The 18,279-nt window shown below is 66.8% G+C and carries 19 protein-coding genes; 10 read left to right on the top strand and 9 right to left on the bottom strand.

The genetic code is table 11. The annotated features are described in order from the left end of the window. Positions 1 to 200: 200 nt before the first annotated feature. The 4 genes from potA to LG380_RS06830 are packed head-to-tail and all read left to right on the top strand — an operon-like array spanning position 201 to position 4,544. Complete coding sequence (gene potA / locus LG380_RS06845; RefSeq protein ID WP_225764157.1) at positions 201 to 1,340, top strand: polyamine ABC transporter ATP-binding protein; 1,140 nt, start codon at positions 201 to 203, stop codon at positions 1,338 to 1,340. Beyond that, the gene (locus LG380_RS06840; RefSeq protein WP_225764156.1) at positions 1,337 to 2,248 is read left to right on the top strand and encodes an ABC transporter permease subunit; all 912 of its coding nucleotides are present in this window, start codon (positions 1,337 to 1,339) and stop codon (positions 2,246 to 2,248) included. The genes potA and LG380_RS06840 overlap by 4 nt, the downstream gene beginning before the upstream one ends. Then, positions 2,245 to 3,090, top strand: coding sequence for an ABC transporter permease subunit (locus tag LG380_RS06835; protein ID WP_225764155.1), 846 nt, complete (start codon positions 2,245 to 2,247; stop codon positions 3,088 to 3,090). The genes LG380_RS06840 and LG380_RS06835 overlap by 4 nt, the downstream gene beginning before the upstream one ends. A 59-nt stretch (positions 3,091 to 3,149) precedes the next feature. Then, positions 3,150 to 4,544 (top strand): NAD-dependent succinate-semialdehyde dehydrogenase, encoded by a 1,395-nt coding sequence (locus LG380_RS06830; RefSeq protein WP_225764154.1) that lies wholly within the window; start codon positions 3,150 to 3,152, stop codon positions 4,542 to 4,544. A 39-nt stretch (positions 4,545 to 4,583) separates the two neighbouring features. Here LG380_RS06830 and LG380_RS06825 read toward each other — a convergent pair whose 3' ends face one another. From LG380_RS06825 to miaB, 7 genes are all read right to left on the bottom strand, one after another. After that, positions 4,584 to 5,588 carry a magnesium and cobalt transport protein CorA gene (locus LG380_RS06825; RefSeq protein ID WP_225764153.1) on the bottom strand — a complete coding sequence of 335 codons (1,005 nt, stop codon included), beginning with the start codon at positions 5,586 to 5,588 and terminating at the stop codon, positions 4,584 to 4,586. A 15-nt stretch (positions 5,589 to 5,603) separates the two neighbouring features. Next, positions 5,604 to 6,785, bottom strand: a complete 1,182-nt coding sequence (locus tag LG380_RS06820) for a DUF4105 domain-containing protein (protein WP_225766505.1) — start codon at positions 6,783 to 6,785, stop codon at positions 5,604 to 5,606. A 47-nt stretch (positions 6,786 to 6,832) separates the two neighbouring features. Next, positions 6,833 to 7,711 carry a transporter associated domain-containing protein gene (locus LG380_RS06815; RefSeq protein WP_225764152.1) on the bottom strand — a complete coding sequence of 293 codons (879 nt, stop codon included), beginning with the start codon at positions 7,709 to 7,711 and terminating at the stop codon, positions 6,833 to 6,835. Between the two features lie 70 nt (positions 7,712 to 7,781). Continuing rightward, positions 7,782 to 8,363, bottom strand: a complete 582-nt coding sequence (locus LG380_RS06810; RefSeq protein WP_225764151.1) for a hypothetical protein — start codon at positions 8,361 to 8,363, stop codon at positions 7,782 to 7,784. An 80-nt stretch (positions 8,364 to 8,443) separates the two neighbouring features. Continuing rightward, entirely contained in the window at positions 8,444 to 8,929 is a 486-nt protein-coding gene (gene ybeY / locus LG380_RS06805) for an rRNA maturation RNase YbeY (protein ID WP_225764150.1), read from the bottom strand. After that, positions 8,926 to 9,912 carry a PhoH family protein gene (locus LG380_RS06800; RefSeq protein WP_225764149.1) on the bottom strand — a complete coding sequence of 329 codons (987 nt, stop codon included), beginning with the start codon at positions 9,910 to 9,912 and terminating at the stop codon, positions 8,926 to 8,928. The genes ybeY and LG380_RS06800 overlap by 4 nt, the downstream gene beginning before the upstream one ends. 224 nt (positions 9,913 to 10,136) lie before the next feature. After that, positions 10,137 to 11,522 carry a tRNA (N6-isopentenyl adenosine(37)-C2)-methylthiotransferase MiaB gene (gene miaB / locus LG380_RS06795; RefSeq protein WP_225764148.1) on the bottom strand — a complete coding sequence of 462 codons (1,386 nt, stop codon included), beginning with the start codon at positions 11,520 to 11,522 and terminating at the stop codon, positions 10,137 to 10,139. Positions 11,523 to 11,763: 241 nt separating this feature from the next. On the opposite strand from miaB, the gene LG380_RS06790 reads away from it, so the two are divergent. The 6 genes from LG380_RS06790 (at position 11,764) to LG380_RS06765 (ending at position 16,760) form a co-directional block, all read left to right on the top strand. After that, positions 11,764 to 12,699, top strand: coding sequence for a lytic transglycosylase domain-containing protein (locus LG380_RS06790; RefSeq protein ID WP_225764147.1), 936 nt, complete (start codon positions 11,764 to 11,766; stop codon positions 12,697 to 12,699). Positions 12,700 to 12,823: 124 nt separating this feature from the next. After that, positions 12,824 to 13,444, top strand: coding sequence for a ubiquinol-cytochrome c reductase iron-sulfur subunit (petA, locus tag LG380_RS06785; protein ID WP_225764146.1), 621 nt, complete (start codon positions 12,824 to 12,826; stop codon positions 13,442 to 13,444). Between the two features lie 2 nt (positions 13,445 to 13,446). Continuing rightward, on the top strand, positions 13,447 to 14,709 hold the full coding sequence (locus LG380_RS06780) for a cytochrome bc complex cytochrome b subunit (RefSeq protein ID WP_225764145.1): 1,263 nt from the start codon (positions 13,447 to 13,449) through the stop codon (positions 14,707 to 14,709). Further along, a complete protein-coding gene (locus tag LG380_RS06775; RefSeq protein ID WP_225764144.1) occupies positions 14,702 to 15,445 on the top strand; it encodes a cytochrome c1 in 744 nt (247 codons plus the stop codon). The genes LG380_RS06780 and LG380_RS06775 overlap by 8 nt, the downstream gene beginning before the upstream one ends. Before the next feature lie 169 nt (positions 15,446 to 15,614). Beyond that, the gene (locus LG380_RS06770) at positions 15,615 to 16,250 is read left to right on the top strand and encodes a glutathione S-transferase N-terminal domain-containing protein (protein WP_225764143.1); all 636 of its coding nucleotides are present in this window, start codon (positions 15,615 to 15,617) and stop codon (positions 16,248 to 16,250) included. A gap of 69 nt (positions 16,251 to 16,319) precedes the next feature. Next, positions 16,320 to 16,760 (top strand): ClpXP protease specificity-enhancing factor, encoded by a 441-nt coding sequence (locus tag LG380_RS06765; RefSeq protein WP_225764142.1) that lies wholly within the window; start codon positions 16,320 to 16,322, stop codon positions 16,758 to 16,760. Positions 16,761 to 16,901: 141 nt separating this feature from the next. Here the strand turns inward: LG380_RS06765 and LG380_RS06760 are convergent, their stop codons facing one another. Both LG380_RS06760 and LG380_RS06755 read right to left on the bottom strand, forming a co-directional pair. Then, positions 16,902 to 17,252, bottom strand: coding sequence for a DUF3301 domain-containing protein (locus LG380_RS06760; RefSeq protein WP_225764141.1), 351 nt, complete (start codon positions 17,250 to 17,252; stop codon positions 16,902 to 16,904). Positions 17,253 to 17,328: 76 nt separating this feature from the next. After that, positions 17,329 to 18,240, bottom strand: coding sequence for a DUF2272 domain-containing protein (locus LG380_RS06755; RefSeq protein WP_225764140.1), 912 nt, complete (start codon positions 18,238 to 18,240; stop codon positions 17,329 to 17,331). Positions 18,241 to 18,279 lie beyond the last annotated feature (39 nt).

Here is an 18,279-nt window from a genome sequence, read left to right as displayed (position 1 = left end):
GGCGGGTGCTTTCATGGGCCGGCGTGGCAAGGCCGGCGTTTCACCCGGGCTAACACCTGGCTGGGGTGTCATCGTCGGCCGATGGCGGCAACAGGTTTGCGGCGGTGCAGCATCGGCCGCCTTTTGCGATCATGTACCGCTGGCGGTGCCGCGGGCACGCGCCACCGGATCGATTTCCTATCCCGGCCGAGACGAGGTCCATGGCAACAACCGAGGCAACACTGGAGCGCGCGCCGGCAGCCACCGGCGGCGACGAGGCCTACCTGTCGCTGGAAGGCGTGCGCAAGGAGTTCGACGGCTTCGTCGCCGTGGACGATGTGTCCCTGAAGATCCGCAAGGGCGAGATCTTCGCCCTGCTCGGCGGCTCGGGCAGCGGCAAATCCACCCTGCTGCGCTGCCTGGCCGGCTTCGAGACCCCGACCAGGGGCCGGATCTACCTGGACGGCCAGCCGATCACCGACCTGCCGCCCTACGAGCGGCCGATCAACATGATGTTCCAGTCCTATGCGCTGTTTCCGCACATGACGGTGGAGCAGAACATCGCCTTCGGGCTCAAGCAGGACGGCCTGTCCAGGGACGCCATCCGCGCCCGCGTGGCCGAGATGCTGGAGCTGGTGCAGCTGGGCAAGCTGGCCAAACGCAAGCCGCACCAGCTCTCCGGCGGCCAGCAGCAGCGCGTGGCGCTGGCCCGCTCGCTGGCCAAGGGGCCCAAGCTGCTGCTGCTGGACGAGCCGATGGGCGCGCTGGACAAGAAACTGCGCTCGAAGATGCAGCTGGAGCTGGTCAACATCATCGAGCAGTCTGGCGTCACCTGCGTCATGGTCACCCATGACCAGGAAGAGGCGATGACCATGGCCACCCGCATCGCGGTGATGGACCAGGGCTGGATCCAGCAGGTCGGCAAGCCCGACGACATCTACGAGCAGCCGGCCAACCGCTTCGTCGCCGGCTTCATCGGCTCGGTCAACCTGATCGAGGGCGTGATCGACGAGGACCTGCCCGAGTACGTCACTGTGCGTACCCCGGACTTTCCGGCGCCGATCTACGTCGGCCACGGCATCACCGGCTACGAGGGCCAGCCGGTGGCTTTCGCCCTGCGCCCGGAGAAGGTGCACATCGGCAAGGAAGAGCCGGAAGGCGAGACCAACAAGGCCCGCGGCGTGGTCGAGGACATCGCCTATTTCGGCAGCCATTCGGTCTACCACGTGCGCCTGCCGTCCGGGGCCAAGATCCTGTCCAACTTCGCCAACATGAAGCGCTGGGACAGCGACGGCATCACCTGGAACGACGAGGTCTGGGTGTGCTGGGACGACAACGACGGCGTGGTGCTGACCTCATGAGCGCGACCGGCTGGAAGCGTTGGCTGCCGGGCGCGCGCGCCGGCGTGATCGCGGTGCCCTACCTGTGGCTGCTGCTGTTCTTCGCGATCCCGTTCCTGATCGTGCTGAAGATCTCCTTCGCGCGGCTGGCCATCGCCATGCCGCCGTACAGCCCGATCGTCGAGTACGTGGACAACGCGCTGTCGCTCAAGCTCAACCTGGGCAACTACGTGGCCCTGGTGACCGACAGCCAGTACGTGGTCGCCTACCTGAGCTCGATCAAGATCGCGGTGGTGGCCACGCTGCTGACCCTGTTGATCGGCTACCCGATGGCCTACGTGATTTCGCGGATGAGCCCGTCGGCGCGCAACATCGCGATGATGCTGGTGGTACTGCCGTCGTGGACCTCGTTCCTGATCCGCGTCTACGCCTGGATCGGCATCCTGGACACCAACGGCATCCTCAACCGCTGGCTGATGGCGATCGGCCTGGTCGACGAGCCACTGCGCATCCTCTACACCCCGGTGGCGGCCTACATCGGCATCGTCTACTGCTACCTGCCGTTCATGGTGCTGCCGCTGTACGCCAACCTGGTCAAGCTCGATCAGCGCCTGCTCGAGGCCGCCTACGACCTGGGCGCGCGCCCGTGGAAGGCGTTCCTCAGGATCACCCTGCCGCTGTCGCGCAGCGGCATCATCGCCGGCTGCATGCTGGTGATGATCCCGGCGGTTGGCGAGTTCGTGATCCCGGAAATGCTGGGCGGGCCTGACACGCTGATGATCGGCCGCGTGCTGTGGGGCGAGTTCTTCAGCAACCGCGACTGGCCGGCGGCCTCGGCGGTGGCCATCGTGATGCTGGCCCTGCTGCTGGTGCCGATCCTGATATTCAACCGCCACCAGCAGCGCGCGCTGGAAGGGAAGCTGGCATGAGCATGGCCAACCGCCGCCCCTGGCTGGGCTGGGGCATCCTCGCGCTGGGCTTCGGCTTCCTGTACCTGCCGATCCTGTTGCTGATGCTGTACTCGTTCAACTCCTCGCGCCTGGCCACGGTGTGGGCCGGGTTCTCGGTGAAGTGGTACGGCGAACTGTTCCGCGACCGGCAACTGCTGGAAGCGGCCTGGGTCAGCCTGAAGATCGCGTTCTGGACCGCCACCGCGGCAATGGTGATCGGCACCATGGCCGCGATGACGATGACCCGCTTCAAGCGCTTCCCGGGCAAGACGCTGTTCGGCGCGCTGGTCACCGCACCGCTGGTGATGCCCGAGGTGATCATCGGCCTGTCGATCCTGCTGATGCTGGTATCAATGGGCGGGTTGTTCGGCCTGCCGTCCAAGGGCGTGGTCGCGATCTGGATGGCCCATGTCACCTTCACCATCTCCTTCGTCACCGTGGTGGTGTCCTCGCGCCTGCAGGAGCTGGACCGCTCGCTGGAGGAGGCGGCGATGGACCTGGGCGCCAACCGGCTCAAGGTGTTCTTCCTGATTACCCTGCCGATCATCGCGCCCGCCCTGGTCTCCGGCTGGCTGCTGGCCTTCACCCTGTCGCTGGACGACGTGGTGATCGCCAGCTTCGTCGCCGGCCCCAGTTCGACCACGTTGCCGATGAAGATCTTCTCCTCGGTGCGCCTGGGCGTGAGCCCCAAGATCAACGCCCTGGCCACCCTGATGGTGCTGGCGGTGTCGATCGCCGCCTTTGTCGGCTGGTGGCTGATGGCCCGTGCCGACAAGCGCCGCCAGCGCGACATCGCCCTGGCCCAGCAGGAGAACGGCTGACTCCGGTGCCCCGCCCACGGGTGGGGTGCTGACGCGGCCACAACCTGTGCCGCATTAGCATGGCGGAATCGTTCCAGGAGTCGACCATGAAACACCAGGAAAGCATCAATCCCGCCACCGGCAAGGTGGAGCATCGCGTACCGCTGCTGGATGCGGCGGCGGTGGAAGCCCGGCTGCGGGCCGCCGCCGGGGCCTTCCCGGCCTGGTCCTCGCGTCGGCTGGAGGAACGCGGCGCCGTGCTGCGCAAGGTGGCTGGCGAGCTGCGTTCGCGCCGCGAGGACCTGGCGCAGCTGATGACCGCCGAGATGGGCAAGCTGCGCCGCGAGGCGCTGGCCGAGATCGACAAATGCGCCACCGTCTGCGACCACTACGCCGCGCACGCTGCCGGCTACCTGCAGTCCGAGGACATCGCCACCGAGGCGCAGCGCAGCTACGTGCGCTACGAGCCGCTGGGCTGCGTGCTGGCGGTGATGCCGTGGAATTTCCCGTACTGGCAGGTGTTCCGCTTCCTTGCCCCGGCGCTGATGGCCGGCAATGTCGCCCTGCTCAAGCACGCCAGCAACGTGCCGCGCTGTGCCGATGCCATCGGCGAGCTGCTGCAGGCCGCCGGTGCGCCCGAGGGCGTGCTTGGCGTGCTGCACATCGACAACGAGCAGGCGGCGCAGGTCCTGCGCGATGACCGGGTAGTGGCCGTCACCCTGACCGGCTCGGAGCGGGCAGGGCGCTCGATCGCGGCCAATGCCGGCGAGCAGATCAAGAAGTGCGTGATGGAACTGGGCGGCAGCGACGCCTTCATCGTGCTCGAGGACGCGGACCTGGACAGTACGGTGGACGCGGCCGTGCGCTCGCGTTTCGACAACAGCGGCCAGACCTGCATCGCGGCCAAGCGTTTCATCGTGGTGGATGCGATCGCCGATGCCTTCGTCGAGCGCTTCGTCGCCGCCGCCAGCAAGCGCGTGTACGGCGATCCCACCCGGGAAGAAACCACGCTGGCGCCGCTGGCCCGCGCCGACCTGCGCGATGAGCTGCACAAGCAGGTGCAGGCCAGCATCGAACGCGGTGCCAAGCCCCTGCTGGGCTGCGAACCGGTAGCCGGCTCGCATGCCGGATATGCGGCTTCGATCCTGGACAACGTCGGCCCCGGCATGCCGGCCTATGACGAGGAACTGTTCGGCCCGGTGGCGGCAATCATCCGGGTCAGGGACGAAGCCGAGGCAGTGCGCGTGGCCAACGACACCCGCTACGGCCTGGGCGGCAGCGTGTGGACGGCCGATGCCCAGCGGGGCGAGGCGGTCGCCTGCCAGCTGCAGTGCGGCGCCGCCTTCGTCAATGCCGTGGTCAAGAGCGACGTGCGGCTGCCGTTCGGTGGCGTGAAGCGCTCCGGCTATGGCCGCGAACTGGGGGTGCACGGCATCCGTGAGTTCACCAACATCAAGACGGTCTACGTCGCCTGAGTCACGCCGCGGGAGGGGCGGGGCCGGGCGCCCCGCCGCTCACAGCCAGCGGGCGCGCTTGAACAGCCGATACAGCACGAAGCAGGCCACGCCCACGCCGAGGATCATCGCCGGGTAGGCCCAGGGACGGCCGAGTTCGGGCATGTGCTGGAAGTTCATGCCGTACCAGCTGGTGATCAGGGTGGGGGCGGCCAGCAGCGCAGCCCATGCACCCAGGCGCTTCATCGTCTCGCCTTGCGCCAGCGTCACCAGCGACAGGTTCACGCTGAGCGCGGTGCCCAGCATCTCGCGCAGGGTGTCGATCGAATCATCGATGCGCACGGCGTGGTCGAGCACGTCGCGCAGGTAGGGGCGCACCTCGTCGTGCATCAGCAGCCCCGGGTTGCGCTGGATCTGCGCCAGCACGTCCTGCAGCGGGGACACCGCCAGCCGCATCTTGTTGAGCTCGCGCTTGAGCTCGTACAGCCGCATCACGGTCTGCCGGCGGTAGCTCTCGGAGAAGATGTCCTTCTCCAGCAGGTCCAGGGTCTCGCCGAAGCGGTCGGTGATCGGCAGGTAGTTGTCCACCACCGCGTCGAGTACCGCGTACAGCGGGAACGACGGCCCCAGCGCCTGCATTTCCGGCTCGCGCTCCAGCCGTGCCCGCACGGAGGTATAGGGCAGCGAGGCCCCGTGGCGCACCGTCATCAGGAAGCGCGGGCCGAGGAAGGCGTGGGTCTCGCCGTAGCGGATGCGCTCCTCGACCATCTGCGCGGTGTGGACCACCACGAACAGCGAGTTGCCATAGTACTCGGCCTTGGGTCGCTGGTGCGCCTTGCGGGTGTCCTCGATGGCCAGTTCGTGCAGGCCGAACTCGCGCTGCACGATCGCCAGCACCGCATCGTCCGGCTCGTACAGGCCGACCCAGACGAAGCCGTCCTCGCGCGCGAGGTATTCGTCGATGTCGTCCAGCGCGATATGGCGACGGCCGCCGCGGTCGTCATACCAGGCGCAGTTGATGACACAGGGCGGATTGAGCGGGGATGCGGGGATGGGCTGCTGCATGCCCCGCATCGTGCGTCAGCGTGCCGGGAGCGGCAAGCGGTGCTGTACGTGTGCGGCCCAGGCCAGTGCCACATGGATTGGCAGCAGCAGCACGATCCACTGCAGGTTGAACTGCGGTTGCGGTGAGAGCCACTGGACCAGCAGCGCAATGACCGAGCACGCCACCACCATCCACGCCAGCCATGCCGCCCAGCGTGCCGGCGCGCGGCCACGCAGCCATGCCCATGCCGCGGGCAGCAAGCCAAGGCACAGCGGGTTGAGCAGCAGCAGGTTGCGGTTGCCCCACGCGGCCTGGTGCGCGGTCATGCCCCACAGCCAGGCCAGCACCAGGCCGGCTGCCGCGCACAACAGCCAGAACGGCAGGGCGAAGGCGCCAACGACACGGCGATGGCGACGCTGCAACCACGCCAGGCCCAACGCGACCACCACGCCGCACAGCAGCCAAGGCCACCAGCGGCGAACGCTTTCGGCCGGCTCGGGAGCGAGGTGGTGCGGTAGCAGTTCGTATTCGGCCTGTACCAGCGGACGTCCATCGCTGTTGCGGGCCTGCCTCAGGCTGTCGGCCAGGCGCATCGGTACGAAGGCCTCCTGCCAGCGCGACAGCGGCTGGTCGGCATACGGCCCCAGGCCGAGGTCGAAGCCCAGCCACATCCATGGTGCCGGCGAGGCCAGGCGGACCGATTCGCCGCGGTAGGTATTGCCGCGCGAGCGCCCGGACAGCTGCGAATGCAGCGCGCCACCGAGGGCCTGGTCGATGGCATCGCGGACCATCGTGGCGCAGTTGGCGGTGTAGTAGTCGTAGCGGTAGCGGGCGTTTTCCGGGCGCGAACGTTCGGCCAGTGCATCTGCCAGCGCGATGGCCTGCTGGGGGCGCAGGTCCAGCCACTGGATGCTGGCGCCACGGCCGCTGTCGCGGTACTGGGCCAGGTCCTGCTCCAGCGGCAGGGCGACCAGGTAATACATCATCTCCCCGCGCACGAAGCGGCCGATGAAGTCGTCCTCGCCCGGGTCGAAGTAACCGAAGTTGTAGGAGATGGCCTGGCCGCTGCGCGGGTCCAGGACCACGATGGCGTCATGGCCGAAGCGTTCGAAGAACACCTCGCCCGGCTGCATCGTCACCACGCCGATCCGCGGCGCCTCCACGCCGGCCGGGGCCTGCCCGTCCTGCGCCAGCGCGGCGAAGGACAGCAGGGCCAGGAGCACGGCCAGCAGCGGGGCAAACGACCGGAAAACCCGGGCGCGGATCAATCTTCCACCTGTTCTTCGGGCGGCAGCACGGTGACGTGGAAGGCCTGCACGCGGCGCGCGTCGGCCCGGGCGACGCGAAACACGAAGCGGTCCAGGGTCAGCTCGTCGCCGGTTTCGGGCAGGTGCCCGATGGCCTCGGTCACCAGGCCGCCGATGGTGTCGTAGTCGTCATCGGGGAAGTCGGCGCTGAAGCGGTCGTTGAAATCGCCGATCGCGGTCAGCGCGTCGACAACGTACTGGCCGTCGGCCTGGATGGCGATCTGCGCGGTGTGGTCCTCGGCCTCGTCGTGCTCGTCGTCGATCTCGCCGACGATCTGCTCCAGCACGTCCTCAATGGTCACCAGGCCGGCCACGCCGCCGTATTCGTCGACCACGATTGCCATGTGGTTGCGCGAGAGCCGGAACTCCTTGAGCAGGACATTGAGCTTCTTCGATTCGGGGATGAGCACGGCGGGGCGCAGCAGCTCGCGGATGCTGCCCGGGCCATGATCGGCGACCACGCCACGCAGCAGGTCCTTGGCCAGCAGGATGCCAAGGATGTCGTCCTTGTTCTCGCCATGGACCGGGAAGCGCGAATGGCCGGTCTCGACCACCTGCTTCATCAATTCCAGGAAGGGCGCCTCCACCGGCAGCGAGACCATCTGCGAACGCGAGACCATCACGTCGCCCACGGTTAGCTCGGCCACCGAAATGGCGCCTTCCATCATCTTCAGGGTATCGGCAGCGATGACCCCCTCTTCCTGCGCGTTGTGCAGGACCGCAACCAGCTCGTCGCGGGTATGGGGTTCGCTGGAGAACGCGGCGGCCAGTCGGTCAAGCCAGCCGCGCTTCTTTTCGGCATGTTCCGCCGGGGTACTACTGTCGTCTTCGGACATCTCTAGGGGAAACGGCACCCGGCGCGCCGGGCGGTATCCGCAGTCTAGCAGGATGTCCCGGGCGGCCTCATCAGCTGGCTGTGACCGGCTCCGCGGGCTGTGCGTCAATTGCCGGCTCGGCCGGGGCGGGCACTTCGTCTTCGGCGGGCAGGTCCAGGCTGTAGGTGCAGCCGGCCAGGGTCTTGCCCGGATGCGACTTGACGTTGGACACGCTCAGGATCACCGACTCGATCAGGGCCTCGCCGGTCATCGCGTCGATCACGTCGCGGCTCACCAGTTCGCGGCCGTACATGGCCTTTTCGGGGGTGTTTACCCCCTCTTCGAGCGCAAGTTCGGCCGCCAGCGGGCGTGGGTCGGGCAGGTCGAGCAGGGCGACGATGGTGCCGCCCGCCAGCGCGATGTGGTCGCTGCTGTGGCCGAAGACGGTCAGCGGCGTGTTGAGCCGGTACTCGGCCATGAACAGGTTGGTCTGCGGCAGTGGCTGCCAGCCCAGTGCAACGGCCTTGAGCGGGTCAGCCACGATCGGGGCCAGCTGGGCGAAGTCGCTCACGCTCTGGCGGCATTCGATCAGCGCCACCAGGTCCGGCGGCGACGCCGAGGCCAGCGGCGTGGCGGACAGCAGGAGCAGGGGCAGCAGGCGGGACTTCAGCATGGCGGACGACGGCGGTGGGCAAGGGGCGATGTTAGCCCGGGGCCCGCCGTGCTTATAACCCCGTGCTGGCGGCAAACTGCTCAGCGCTCGCCGGCGTACGGATCGGCGATGCCGAGGTCGGCCAGGATCTCGCGCTCGAGCTGCTCCATCGCGTCGGCTTCCTTGTCGTCCATGTGGTCCCAGCCGAGCAGGTGCAGTACGCCATGCACGGTGAGATGGGCGTAGTGGGCGCTGAGCGCCTTGCCCTGTTCAGCCGCCTCACGGGCGACCACCGGGGCGCAGATGATCAGGTCGCCCAGCAGGGGGAACTTGACCCCCTTGGGCAGGCCTTCTGGCACCTCGGCCGGGAACGAGAGCACGTTGGTGGCGTAGTCCTTGCCGCGGTAGTGGCGGTTGAGCGACTGGCCCTCGGGCGCATCGACCAGGCGGATGGCCACGTCGGCCTCGCGGATCCGGCCCTTGAGCGCGGCGGCGACCCACTTGCGGAAGCTCACCGCCGACGGCAGGCCGGCGCGGGGCAGGGCATAGCTGACGGCGACGTCCAGTCGCACCGGGCCGCGGGTCACGGGTTGGCTCCCGGCTGGACCTGGTGCAGGTCGCGGCGGTCATAGGCACTGACGATGCGCGCCACCAGCGGATGGCGCACGACGTCGCGCGATTCGAAGAAGGTGAAGCTGACGCCCTCGACCTCGCGCAGCACGTCGATCGCGTCGCGCAGGCCCGAGCGGATGTGCTTGGGCAGGTCGGTCTGGGTCAGGTCGCCGGTCACCACCGCGGTGGAGCCGAACCCCAGGCGGGTCAGGAACATCTTCATCTGCTCGATGGTGGTGTTCTGGGCCTCGTCCAGGATCACGAACGCATCGTTCAGGGTGCGGCCGCGCATGTAGGCCAGCGGCGCGATCTCGATGACGTTCTTCTCCAGCAGCTTGACCACCTTCTCCACGCCCAGCATCTCGTACAGGGCGTCGTACAACGGGCGCAGGTAGGGGTCGACCTTCTGCGTCAGGTCGCCGGGCAGGAAGCCGAGCTTCTCGCCGGCCTCGACCGCCGGGCGCACCAGGATCAGCCGCTGCACGCGCGATTCGTTGAGTGCATCCACCGCCATCGCCACCGCAAGGAAGGTCTTGCCGGTACCGGCCGGGCCGATGCCGAAGTTGATGTCGTGGGTGGCGATCTGGTGCAGGTACTTGGACTGGTTGGCGCCGCGGCCGCGCACGGTCCCGCGCTTGACCTTGACCGCCACTTCCTGGGCCTCGTAGGCGCGCTCGGCAACCTTTTCCACGTTGGCCGCGCTCAGCCACAGGTGAATAGTGTGATTGTCGAACACCGCCTCCCCGGCTTCCTTGTACAGCGCGTGCAGCAACCTTTCCGCCTCTTCGGCGGCCTTCTCAGGGCCGGTGACGCGGAACACGTTGCCGCGGTTGGCGATTTCCACGCCCATCTTCAATTCGATCTGGCGCAGGTGCTCGTCGAACGGACCGGCGAGGTTGGCCAGGCGCTCGTTGTCGGCTGGCTCAAGGATGAAATCGCGCTGGGAGGTCTTGGTCATCAATGTCTGGCGCCGCAACCGGCGCTTCCTTAAGCGAAGCGCAAAGGGTAGCTCGCCGACCATTAAGCGAACAGCTAGAAGTGACATAGGTGGGCGATGGCGGGTTTGCTGGCCGGTGAGCCCGTCGCGGGACCCGTCGCGTCCGCGATTGGAGGGCGGCCACCGGGGCGGTCCAGTGCCCCGGAAGAACGACGGCGGGCCACTGCCCGCCGTCATTTGTGCACTCAGGCGACGGCGACCCGGCCGCGCAGCGAGTTGGTCAGCGCCTCGGTGATCACCACGTCGACGAACTGGCCGATCAGGCGCGGATGGCCGGGGAAGTTCACCGAGCGCATGTTCTCGGTCTTGCCGGTCAGCTCGTTGGGATCCTTGCGCGAAGGGCCTTCGACCAGCACGGTCTGCACGCTGCCGACCATCGAGGCCGAGATCTCGGCGGCCTTGGCGTTGATCGCAGCCTGCAGCCGGCTCAGGCGCGCGTGCTTGTCGGCATCGCTGACGTCATCGGGCAGGTCGGCGGCCGGCGTGCCCGGGCGGCGCGAGTAGATGAAGGAGAAGCTCTGGTCGAAGCCTACGTCCTCGATCAGCTTCATGGTCTTCTCGAAGTCGGCCTCGGTCTCGCCGGGAAAGCCGACGATGAAGTCCGAGGAGATCGAGATGTCCGGGCGCACCGCGCGCAGCTTGCGGATCCTGGACTTGAATTCCAGCGCGGTGTAGCCGCGCTTCATCGCCGACAGGATGCGGTCGCTGCCGGCCTGCACCGGCAGGTGCAGGAAGTTGGCCAGCTTGGGCACGTCGCGGTAGGCATCGACCAGCGAGTCGGAGAACTCCAGCGGATGGGAGGTGGTGAAGCGGATGCGGCCAATACCATCAATTTCAGCAATGGCACGGATCAGCAGGCCGAGGTCGGCCAACTCGCCATCGCCATAAGGGCCGCGATAGGCATTGACGTTCTGGCCAAGCAGGTTGATCTCGCGCACGCCCTGGGCGGCGAGCTGGGCGCATTCCACCAGCACGTCCTCGAACGGGCGGCTGACCTCGGTGCCACGGGTGTAGGGCACCACGCAGAAGCTGCAGTACTTGGAGCAGCCTTCCATGATCGAGACAAAGGCCGACGGGCCTTCGGCGCGCGGCTCGGGCAGCCTGTCGAACTTCTCGATTTCCGGGAAGGAAATGTCCACCTGCGGTTTCTTCTCGGCGCGTCGGGCGGCGATCAGCTCGGGCAGGCGGTGCAGGGTCTGCGGTCCGAACACCAGGTCCACATACGGTGCGCGCTTGATGATCGCCTCGCCTTCCTGCGAGGCCACGCAGCCACCGACGCCGATGATCACGTCACGGCCGTCCTTCTTCAGCTCCTTCCAGCGGCCGAGCTGGCTGAACACCTTTTCCTGCGCCTTTTCGCGGATCGAGCAGGTGTTGACCAGGACGACGTCGGCTTCTTCGGGGTTGTCGGTCAGTTCCAGCCCTTCGGAGGCGGCGAGCACGTCGGCCATCTTGGCCGAGTCGTACTCATTCATCTGGCACCCGTGGGTCTTGATGTAGAGCTTGCCGCGCGCACCGCCGGCAACGGGCGAGCGCTGGCCGGGCAGGGGCACGAGAGCAGGTGTGGTCATTTCAATGGCAGGCGCGGCGGTGCCGGCCGCGGCCGGCACGGGGGAAGCTGGCGTCCCGGTCATGGCGCTTATTCCAGTCGGGTGGGAAGGGCAGCCAGGGCCGGCTGCGGTAAGCCGCATAGTGTATCGCGTGAAGGCGGCTTTCACCGCGACAAGGCGAATGTGAAGGGATTGGCGCTTCCTGAGCCTTTCACATTCAGGCACTTGGCAAGACGGCGTGAAGTTGGGACACTCGCCGCCCATGAAGGGGATCTTGGGGATATCGGGGCTTTTGCTTGCCACGCTGTCGGCTGCGCCGGCCAGTGCGGGCACCCTGTACAAGTGCCTCAGCGGTGACGGCGTTCCCAGCTATGTCAGCAAGCGTATCTCCGGCGCCAGTTGCAGCGTGGTCACCAGCTACAGCCCGAGCCGCAACCGCGCCAACCGCCCGGCCGCCCCGGTCGCAAGACCCGTGGCCTCCACTCCGGCACCGGCCAGTAATACGTCGCAGGCCCCTGCCGTGGTGGCCACCGCCGCCATCGCGCCTGCCGCCTCCACCCAGCCTGCGCCTGCACCGGTACCGAAGCCTGCTGCCAGTAGCTCCTCACGCGCAGGCAAGCTCGTCAGCGGGCAGGTGTACTCCTACATGAAGGATGGCGTGCGCCATTACAGCAGCAGCCGTCCGCAGCAGGTCGCCAGCGCCGAGGTGCGCACGATCCGCTACAGCTTCATCGAACGCTGTTATGCGTGTGGCGCCAATCCCGGCGTGAACTTCGGCTCGGTCCGCCTCAATACCACCGCCTACCAGAACGAGATCGCCGCGGCCGCGCGCGAGTTCGGCGTGGAAGAGGCCGTTGTACGCGCGGTGATCCATGCCGAGTCCGCGTTCAACCCGATGGCCCTCAGCCGCGCGGGCGCCCAGGGGCTGATGCAGCTGATGCCGCCGACGGCCCGTCGTTTCGGCGTCAGTGATTCGTATGACGCGGCGCAGAACATCCGCGGTGGCGTGCAGTACCTGTCGTGGCTGCTCAAGCGCTTCAACGGCGACCTGACCCTGGCTGCGGCCGGTTACAACGCCGGCGAAGGGGCCGTTGATCGCCACGGCGGCGTCCCGCCGTACAGCGAAACCCGGTATTACGTGCAGCGCGTGGCGCAGCTGGCCGACCGTTACCGCGGGGCGCTGGCTTCCGTGCAGTAAGTCTTGCGGCCGCATTGTGCGGCCGTTAAGGCTTCCGCTACACTCGAACGACGATTCAAATGTGGACTGGCCCCCACCGGTCCAATGGCAGCCTCAAGCTACCTAATCATTATCGGAGTGCCGGATGGCCAACGATGGGGTAAACGATCCAGTAAACACCGGACGTCGACGATTTCTTACGACCACTACGGCTGTGGTGGGGGCAGTCGGCGCAGGGTTCGCGGCAGTTCCTTTCATCAAGTCATGGAATCCCAGTACCCGGGCCAAGTTGGCCGGCGCCCCGGTGATAGCCGACATCAGCGCCCTGCAGGAAGGCCAACGCCTTGTACTGGAGTGGCGCGGCCAACCTATCTGGATCGTCAAGCGTTCCAGGGCCCTGCTCGATGCGTTGCCCACGCTTGAGGAGCGGCTCAAGGATCCCGGGTCGGAAAACGCCGACCAGCAGCCGGGTTACGTCCTCTCCGAAAAGCCCGAATTCCGCTCGATCAAGCCCGAGATCTCGGTGCTGGTCGGCCTGTGCACGCACCTGGGCTGCGCGCCGGAGATGGTGGCCGAGATCCGCCCCGAGCCATACGATCCGGAGTGGAAGGGCGGCTACTTCTGCCCCTGCCACAAGTCGCGCTTCGACATGTCCGGCCGCGTGTTCCGCGACGTGCCGGCGCCGACCAACCTGCTGGTGCCGCCGCATCACTACCAGGACGACAACACCATCGTCATCGGCGTTGATCCGCAGGGGGCAGCGTAACCATGGCCAACAATTTCCTGACCCGCGCCGCGGGTGGCGTGTCCAGCTGGATCAACGAGCGCGCGCCCGGCCTGATGCCGGTCTACCGCAAGCACGTCAGCGAGTACTACGCGCCGAAGAACTTCAACGTCTGGTACTACTTCGGCTCGCTTGCGCTGGTAGTGCTGGTCAACCAGATCCTGACGGGGATCTTCCTGACCATGCACTTCAAGCCCAGTGCCGCCGAGGCGTTCGCCTCGGTCGAGTACATCATGCGCGACGTGGAGTGGGGCTGGCTGATCCGCTACATGCACAGCACCGGCGCCTCGCTGTTCTTCATCGTCGTCTACCTGCACATGTTCCGCGGGCTGATGTACGGCAGTTACCAGAAGCCGCGCGAGCTGGTGTGGATCCTGGGCATGCTGATCTACCTGGTGCTGATGGCCGAGGCCTTCATGGGCTACGTGCTGCCGTGGGGCCAGATGTCGTTCTGGGGCGCCAAGGTCATCATTTCCCTGTTCGGCGCGATCCCGGTGATTGGGCAGGGGCTGACCGAGTGGATCATGGGCGACTACCTGCCCGGCGACGCCACCCTCAACCGCTTCTTCGCCCTGCATGTCATCGCCCTGCCGCTGGTACTGCTGCTGCTGGTGGTGCTGCACCTGGGCGCGCTGCACGAGGTCGGGTCCAACAACCCCGACGGCGTGGAGATCAAGAAGGGCCCGAAGGGCAATCGCTGGGATCCAGGCAAGCCGGCAGACGGCATTCCCTTCCACCCGTACTACACGGTCAAGGACATGGTAGGCGTCGGTTTCCTGCTGATCCTGGCCGCCTTCATCATCTTCTTCGCACCGGGCTTCGGTGGCCTGTTCCTGGAGCATGACAACTTCACCGAGGCCAACCGGCTGGTGACGCCGGAGCACATCAAGCCGGTGTGGTACTACACGCCGTACTACGCGATGTTGCGCGTGGTGCCGCACAAGCTCAGCGGCGTGCTGGTGATGTTCTCGGCCATCGCGATCCTGTTCCTGGTGCCGTGGCTGGACAAGGCCAGGGTCAAGTCGATCCGTTACCGTGGCTGGATCTCGAAGGTGATGCTGGCCATGCTGGCGGTGTGCTTCGTCTGGCTGGGCGTGATCGGCTCAGGTCCGGGCACGGCCATCTGGGAAACCTGGGTCGGACGCGTGCTGACCTTCCTGTACTTCGCCTTCTTCATCACCATGCCGGTGTGGACGAGGCTGGACAAGACCAAGCCGGTTCCGGAACGGGTGACGACGCATGACTGACACGTGGATTGTGCGGCTGGCCTGCGTGGCCGCCCTGCTGTTCTCCGGGATGGCCTCGGCCGCCGGCGGTGGCAGCCTGATGCAGGCCGGCAATGACCTGGGTGACCGCGCTTCGCTGCAGCGTGGCGCCCAAGCCTACATGAACTACTGCTCGGGCTGCCATTCGCTCAAGTACCTGCGTTACTCACGCATGGCCGAGGACCTGGGGCTGAGCGAGGAAGAGGTGATGGCCCACCTCAACTTCACCGGAGCCGCGGTCGGCGAGCCGATCCAGGTATCGATGCCGAAGGAGCAGGCGGAGAAGTGGTTCGGCAAGATGCCGCCGGATCTCTCGCTCACCGCGCGGGTGCGTGGCAGCGACTGGATCTACAGCTACCTCAAGTCGTTCTACCTGGACGAGTCGCGCCCACTGGGTTGGAACAACACGGTGTTCCCCAACGCGTCGATGCCCAATCCGCTGTGGCAGCAGCAGGGGTTGCAGCACGCGGCGTTCGGTGAGCCGGACGCGTCCACCGGGGAACGTCCGGTGCTGGGCCTGAAGGTCGAGTCCGCAGGCACGCAGAGTGCGCAGGAGTTCGACCAGACGGTGCGCGACATCACCAACTTCCTCGAATACGCCGGCGAGCCGGCTGCGATCAAGCGCCAGCAACTGGGTGTGTGGGTGATCCTGTTCCTGGCGCTGTTGACCTTCCTGGCCTATCTGGTCAAGAAGGAATACTGGAAGGACGTGCACTGACACAGTGATGTCCCGGGTGGCATGGCCTGAGGCGGACAGGAGCTACCCAGCTTTTGACCCTTGGCACCGGCAGCGCCGGATTGCACACTCGGGGACCGTGACGACCATCGGCAGTGGGCCGATGGCGTCGATGCGGCCGGCGGATTCCGGCCGTTGGAGAGTCTTCTGAATGGCGGCGAGTGTGCGTATGCGGAATACCTTGACCCTGTTTTCCTCCAACGACGATGTCCTGTGCCACCGGGTCCGCCTGGTGCTGGCCGCCAAGGGGGTCACCTACGACTTCGTGCCGGTCGATGCCCAGAACCCACCCGAGGACCTGATCGACCTCAATCCCTACCACTCGGTGCCCACCCTGGTTGAACGCGAGCTGGTGCTGTACGCGGCCTCGGTGGTCAGCGAATACCTGGACGAGCGCTATCCGCATCCGCCACTGATGCCGGTCGATCCGCTGTCGCGAGCGCGGCTGCGGTTGGCGATGTTGCGCATCGAGCATGACTGGGTGCCGGAGGTCCAGGCCATCCAGCTGGGCAACAAGACCCAGGCCGAGGCCGGCCGCAAGCGCCTGAAGGAACTGCTGACTGCATCGGTGCCGCTGTTCAAGGCCAGCAAGTTCTTCCTCAACCCGGAGATGAGCCTGGCCGACTGCGCGATGGCCCCGATCATCTGGCGCCTGCAGTCGCTGGACATTCCGCTGCCCAAGGATGGCAAGGCGATCGAGGACTACGGCAACCGCATCTTCCGCAACCCGGGTTTCATCCGCAGCCTGACCGACCAGGAGCGCAAGCTGCGCGACCTGCCGGCCTGACGCTGTACGCAAAGTGATTGGATGTGATGCGCGCGCCCGGATGGCGCGCGCGGCGCTTACACTTGGCGCATGAGCGAAGAAACTTTCCGTATGAGCAGCCATCGCCCCTACCTGCTGCGGGCGCTGGTGGAGTGGATCAACGACAACGACCTGACCCCGCACATCCTGGTGGATGCGGGCATGCCGGGCGTGCAGGTGCCGTCCAGCGCGGTCAAGGACGGCCGGGTGGTGCTGAACATCGCCGAGCGGGCGGTGGTCCGCCTGCATATCGACAACGAGGCGGTGAGCTTCACCGCACGCTTCTCCGGTGTCAGCTTCCCGGTGCATGTCCCGATCCAGGCCGTGCTTGCGGTGTATGCGCGCGAGACCGGGCAGGGCATGGCGCTGCCGGATGACATCTACGGTTCCGATCCCACGCCGCCGGACGACGAGCTGCCGCCGGATCCGCCGGCAACGCCGGATGACACGCCGACTCCGGGCAAGCGCCCGCACCTGCGCGTGGTGAAGTAAGCCGTAGCCTGCACGTCAGTTGTCTGCACCGTGATGCGGTGCGCTGCGGTGCCGGAAGGCTCAATGAAAAACCGCGCCCTGGGGCGCGGTTTTTCCGTTTCAGGATGCCTGTTCGGGGCTGAGCTGGTCCGGGGCGCCGAATCAGAGGTCCTGTGCGTCCCCGGTATCGCGTCGGATCTGACTGATGCGCGCGGCTCCCGGGCCGATAAAGGACACCAGCTCGTCGCCACGCAGGACCATGCGGCCGCTGTGGCGGTCGATGCCGTCATACGAATATTCGAAGTTGAAGGTGCGCTCGAAACCCAGCCAGCCGCTTGGCAGGCGGCACAGGCGCAGCCGTGTGGCGTGCACAGCCTGGTCCAGCCACTGCACGTCGGCGGCACGGCAGGCGTTGCGTCCGAGTTCGCCGGCGCGTTCGGCGGCCGCGCGCGAGGAATTCCAGAATCCGTAAACGGCGGCGCCGGCAATCATCAGCAGGATAAGACTAGGCATGCCGCTACTTTAGGTGGCGGGCTGCGTAGAAGGGAAGGGCGGCGACAGCGTCCCGGCCAACGGCCCTCATGGCAGCTCATCGCGCAGGCTGTGCCGGGATCGTGGACTGCAGTTTCAGCAGTGCCGCCCAGTCCTTGCGGTTGAGATCGCACAGTTGCGGCTGGCCCGGCGAGCACTCCGCGTGCAACACGCTGGTGGCGGCACCCGTTCCCTCGGTCGCGGGCTGCAGGCGTCCGGCCCGATCCAGCGGCAGCATCCGCATCATCACGGTGTTCATCACGTTGCCGCCAATGATGTAGGCCGTGCGGTCCCCGCCGATGTTGGTGGCAACGACGACATCGCAATGGGTCTTCCAGTTGGCAGTGCGGTCCTCGGCCAGCGCCTGGCGCAGGCCTGCATATCCCAGCGGCTGGTCGCGATCGCGCAGGAAGCACAGCAGGTCGCCCGGCTCCGGCTTGCCGGTGGCTGGGTCCTCGAGCCGGTACGGGGCGCCGGGGGCGGGGTTGAAGGCCTGGCGGATGTAATCGATATGGCGCGGCGACGCCTGGAACCCCATCACGCTGGCGCGGCCCATCACCCAGGAAATGAAGGCGGCAGACCAGGGGTTGTCCAGCACGAAGGCGCGGCAGTCCGATTCAAGGTAACGCGATCCCCAGGGGGCTTCGCAGCTGGACGCGCCGGGAATTTCGGCCATCGCGCCCAGGGTGCCGCCCTCGCGCCAGTAACTGGCCACGCGCTGCCACGCGATCATCCCCTGGTCGGACAGGTCCACCGCTTCGGCCTCGGTGACTTCCAGCCGCGCGATGCGGCCCTCGCGGTCGATGAAGCTGCGATACCACAGCCGGTGCTCGTTGCAGGCGGTGCGGATGACGGCCTGCGCCCTGGCCGAGAGGCCGTAGCGCGGTGGCAGGTCACAGACGTCGGCAGCGAGGGCAGGTACTGCGAGCACGCACAGCACCAGCCCGAGGGCAAGGTGGCGGAATGGCATCTGCAAGGCACGGGTGGACAGGGAGCCACAAGCCTTGCA

Origin of the sequence: Stenotrophomonas sp. Marseille-Q4652 (genome assembly GCF_916618915.1) — a bacterium.
Lineage (GTDB): Bacteria > Pseudomonadota > Gammaproteobacteria > Xanthomonadales > Xanthomonadaceae > Stenotrophomonas.
Note: the sequence above shows the minus strand (reverse complement) of the source record. Positions and strands in the feature narration are given on the sequence as shown.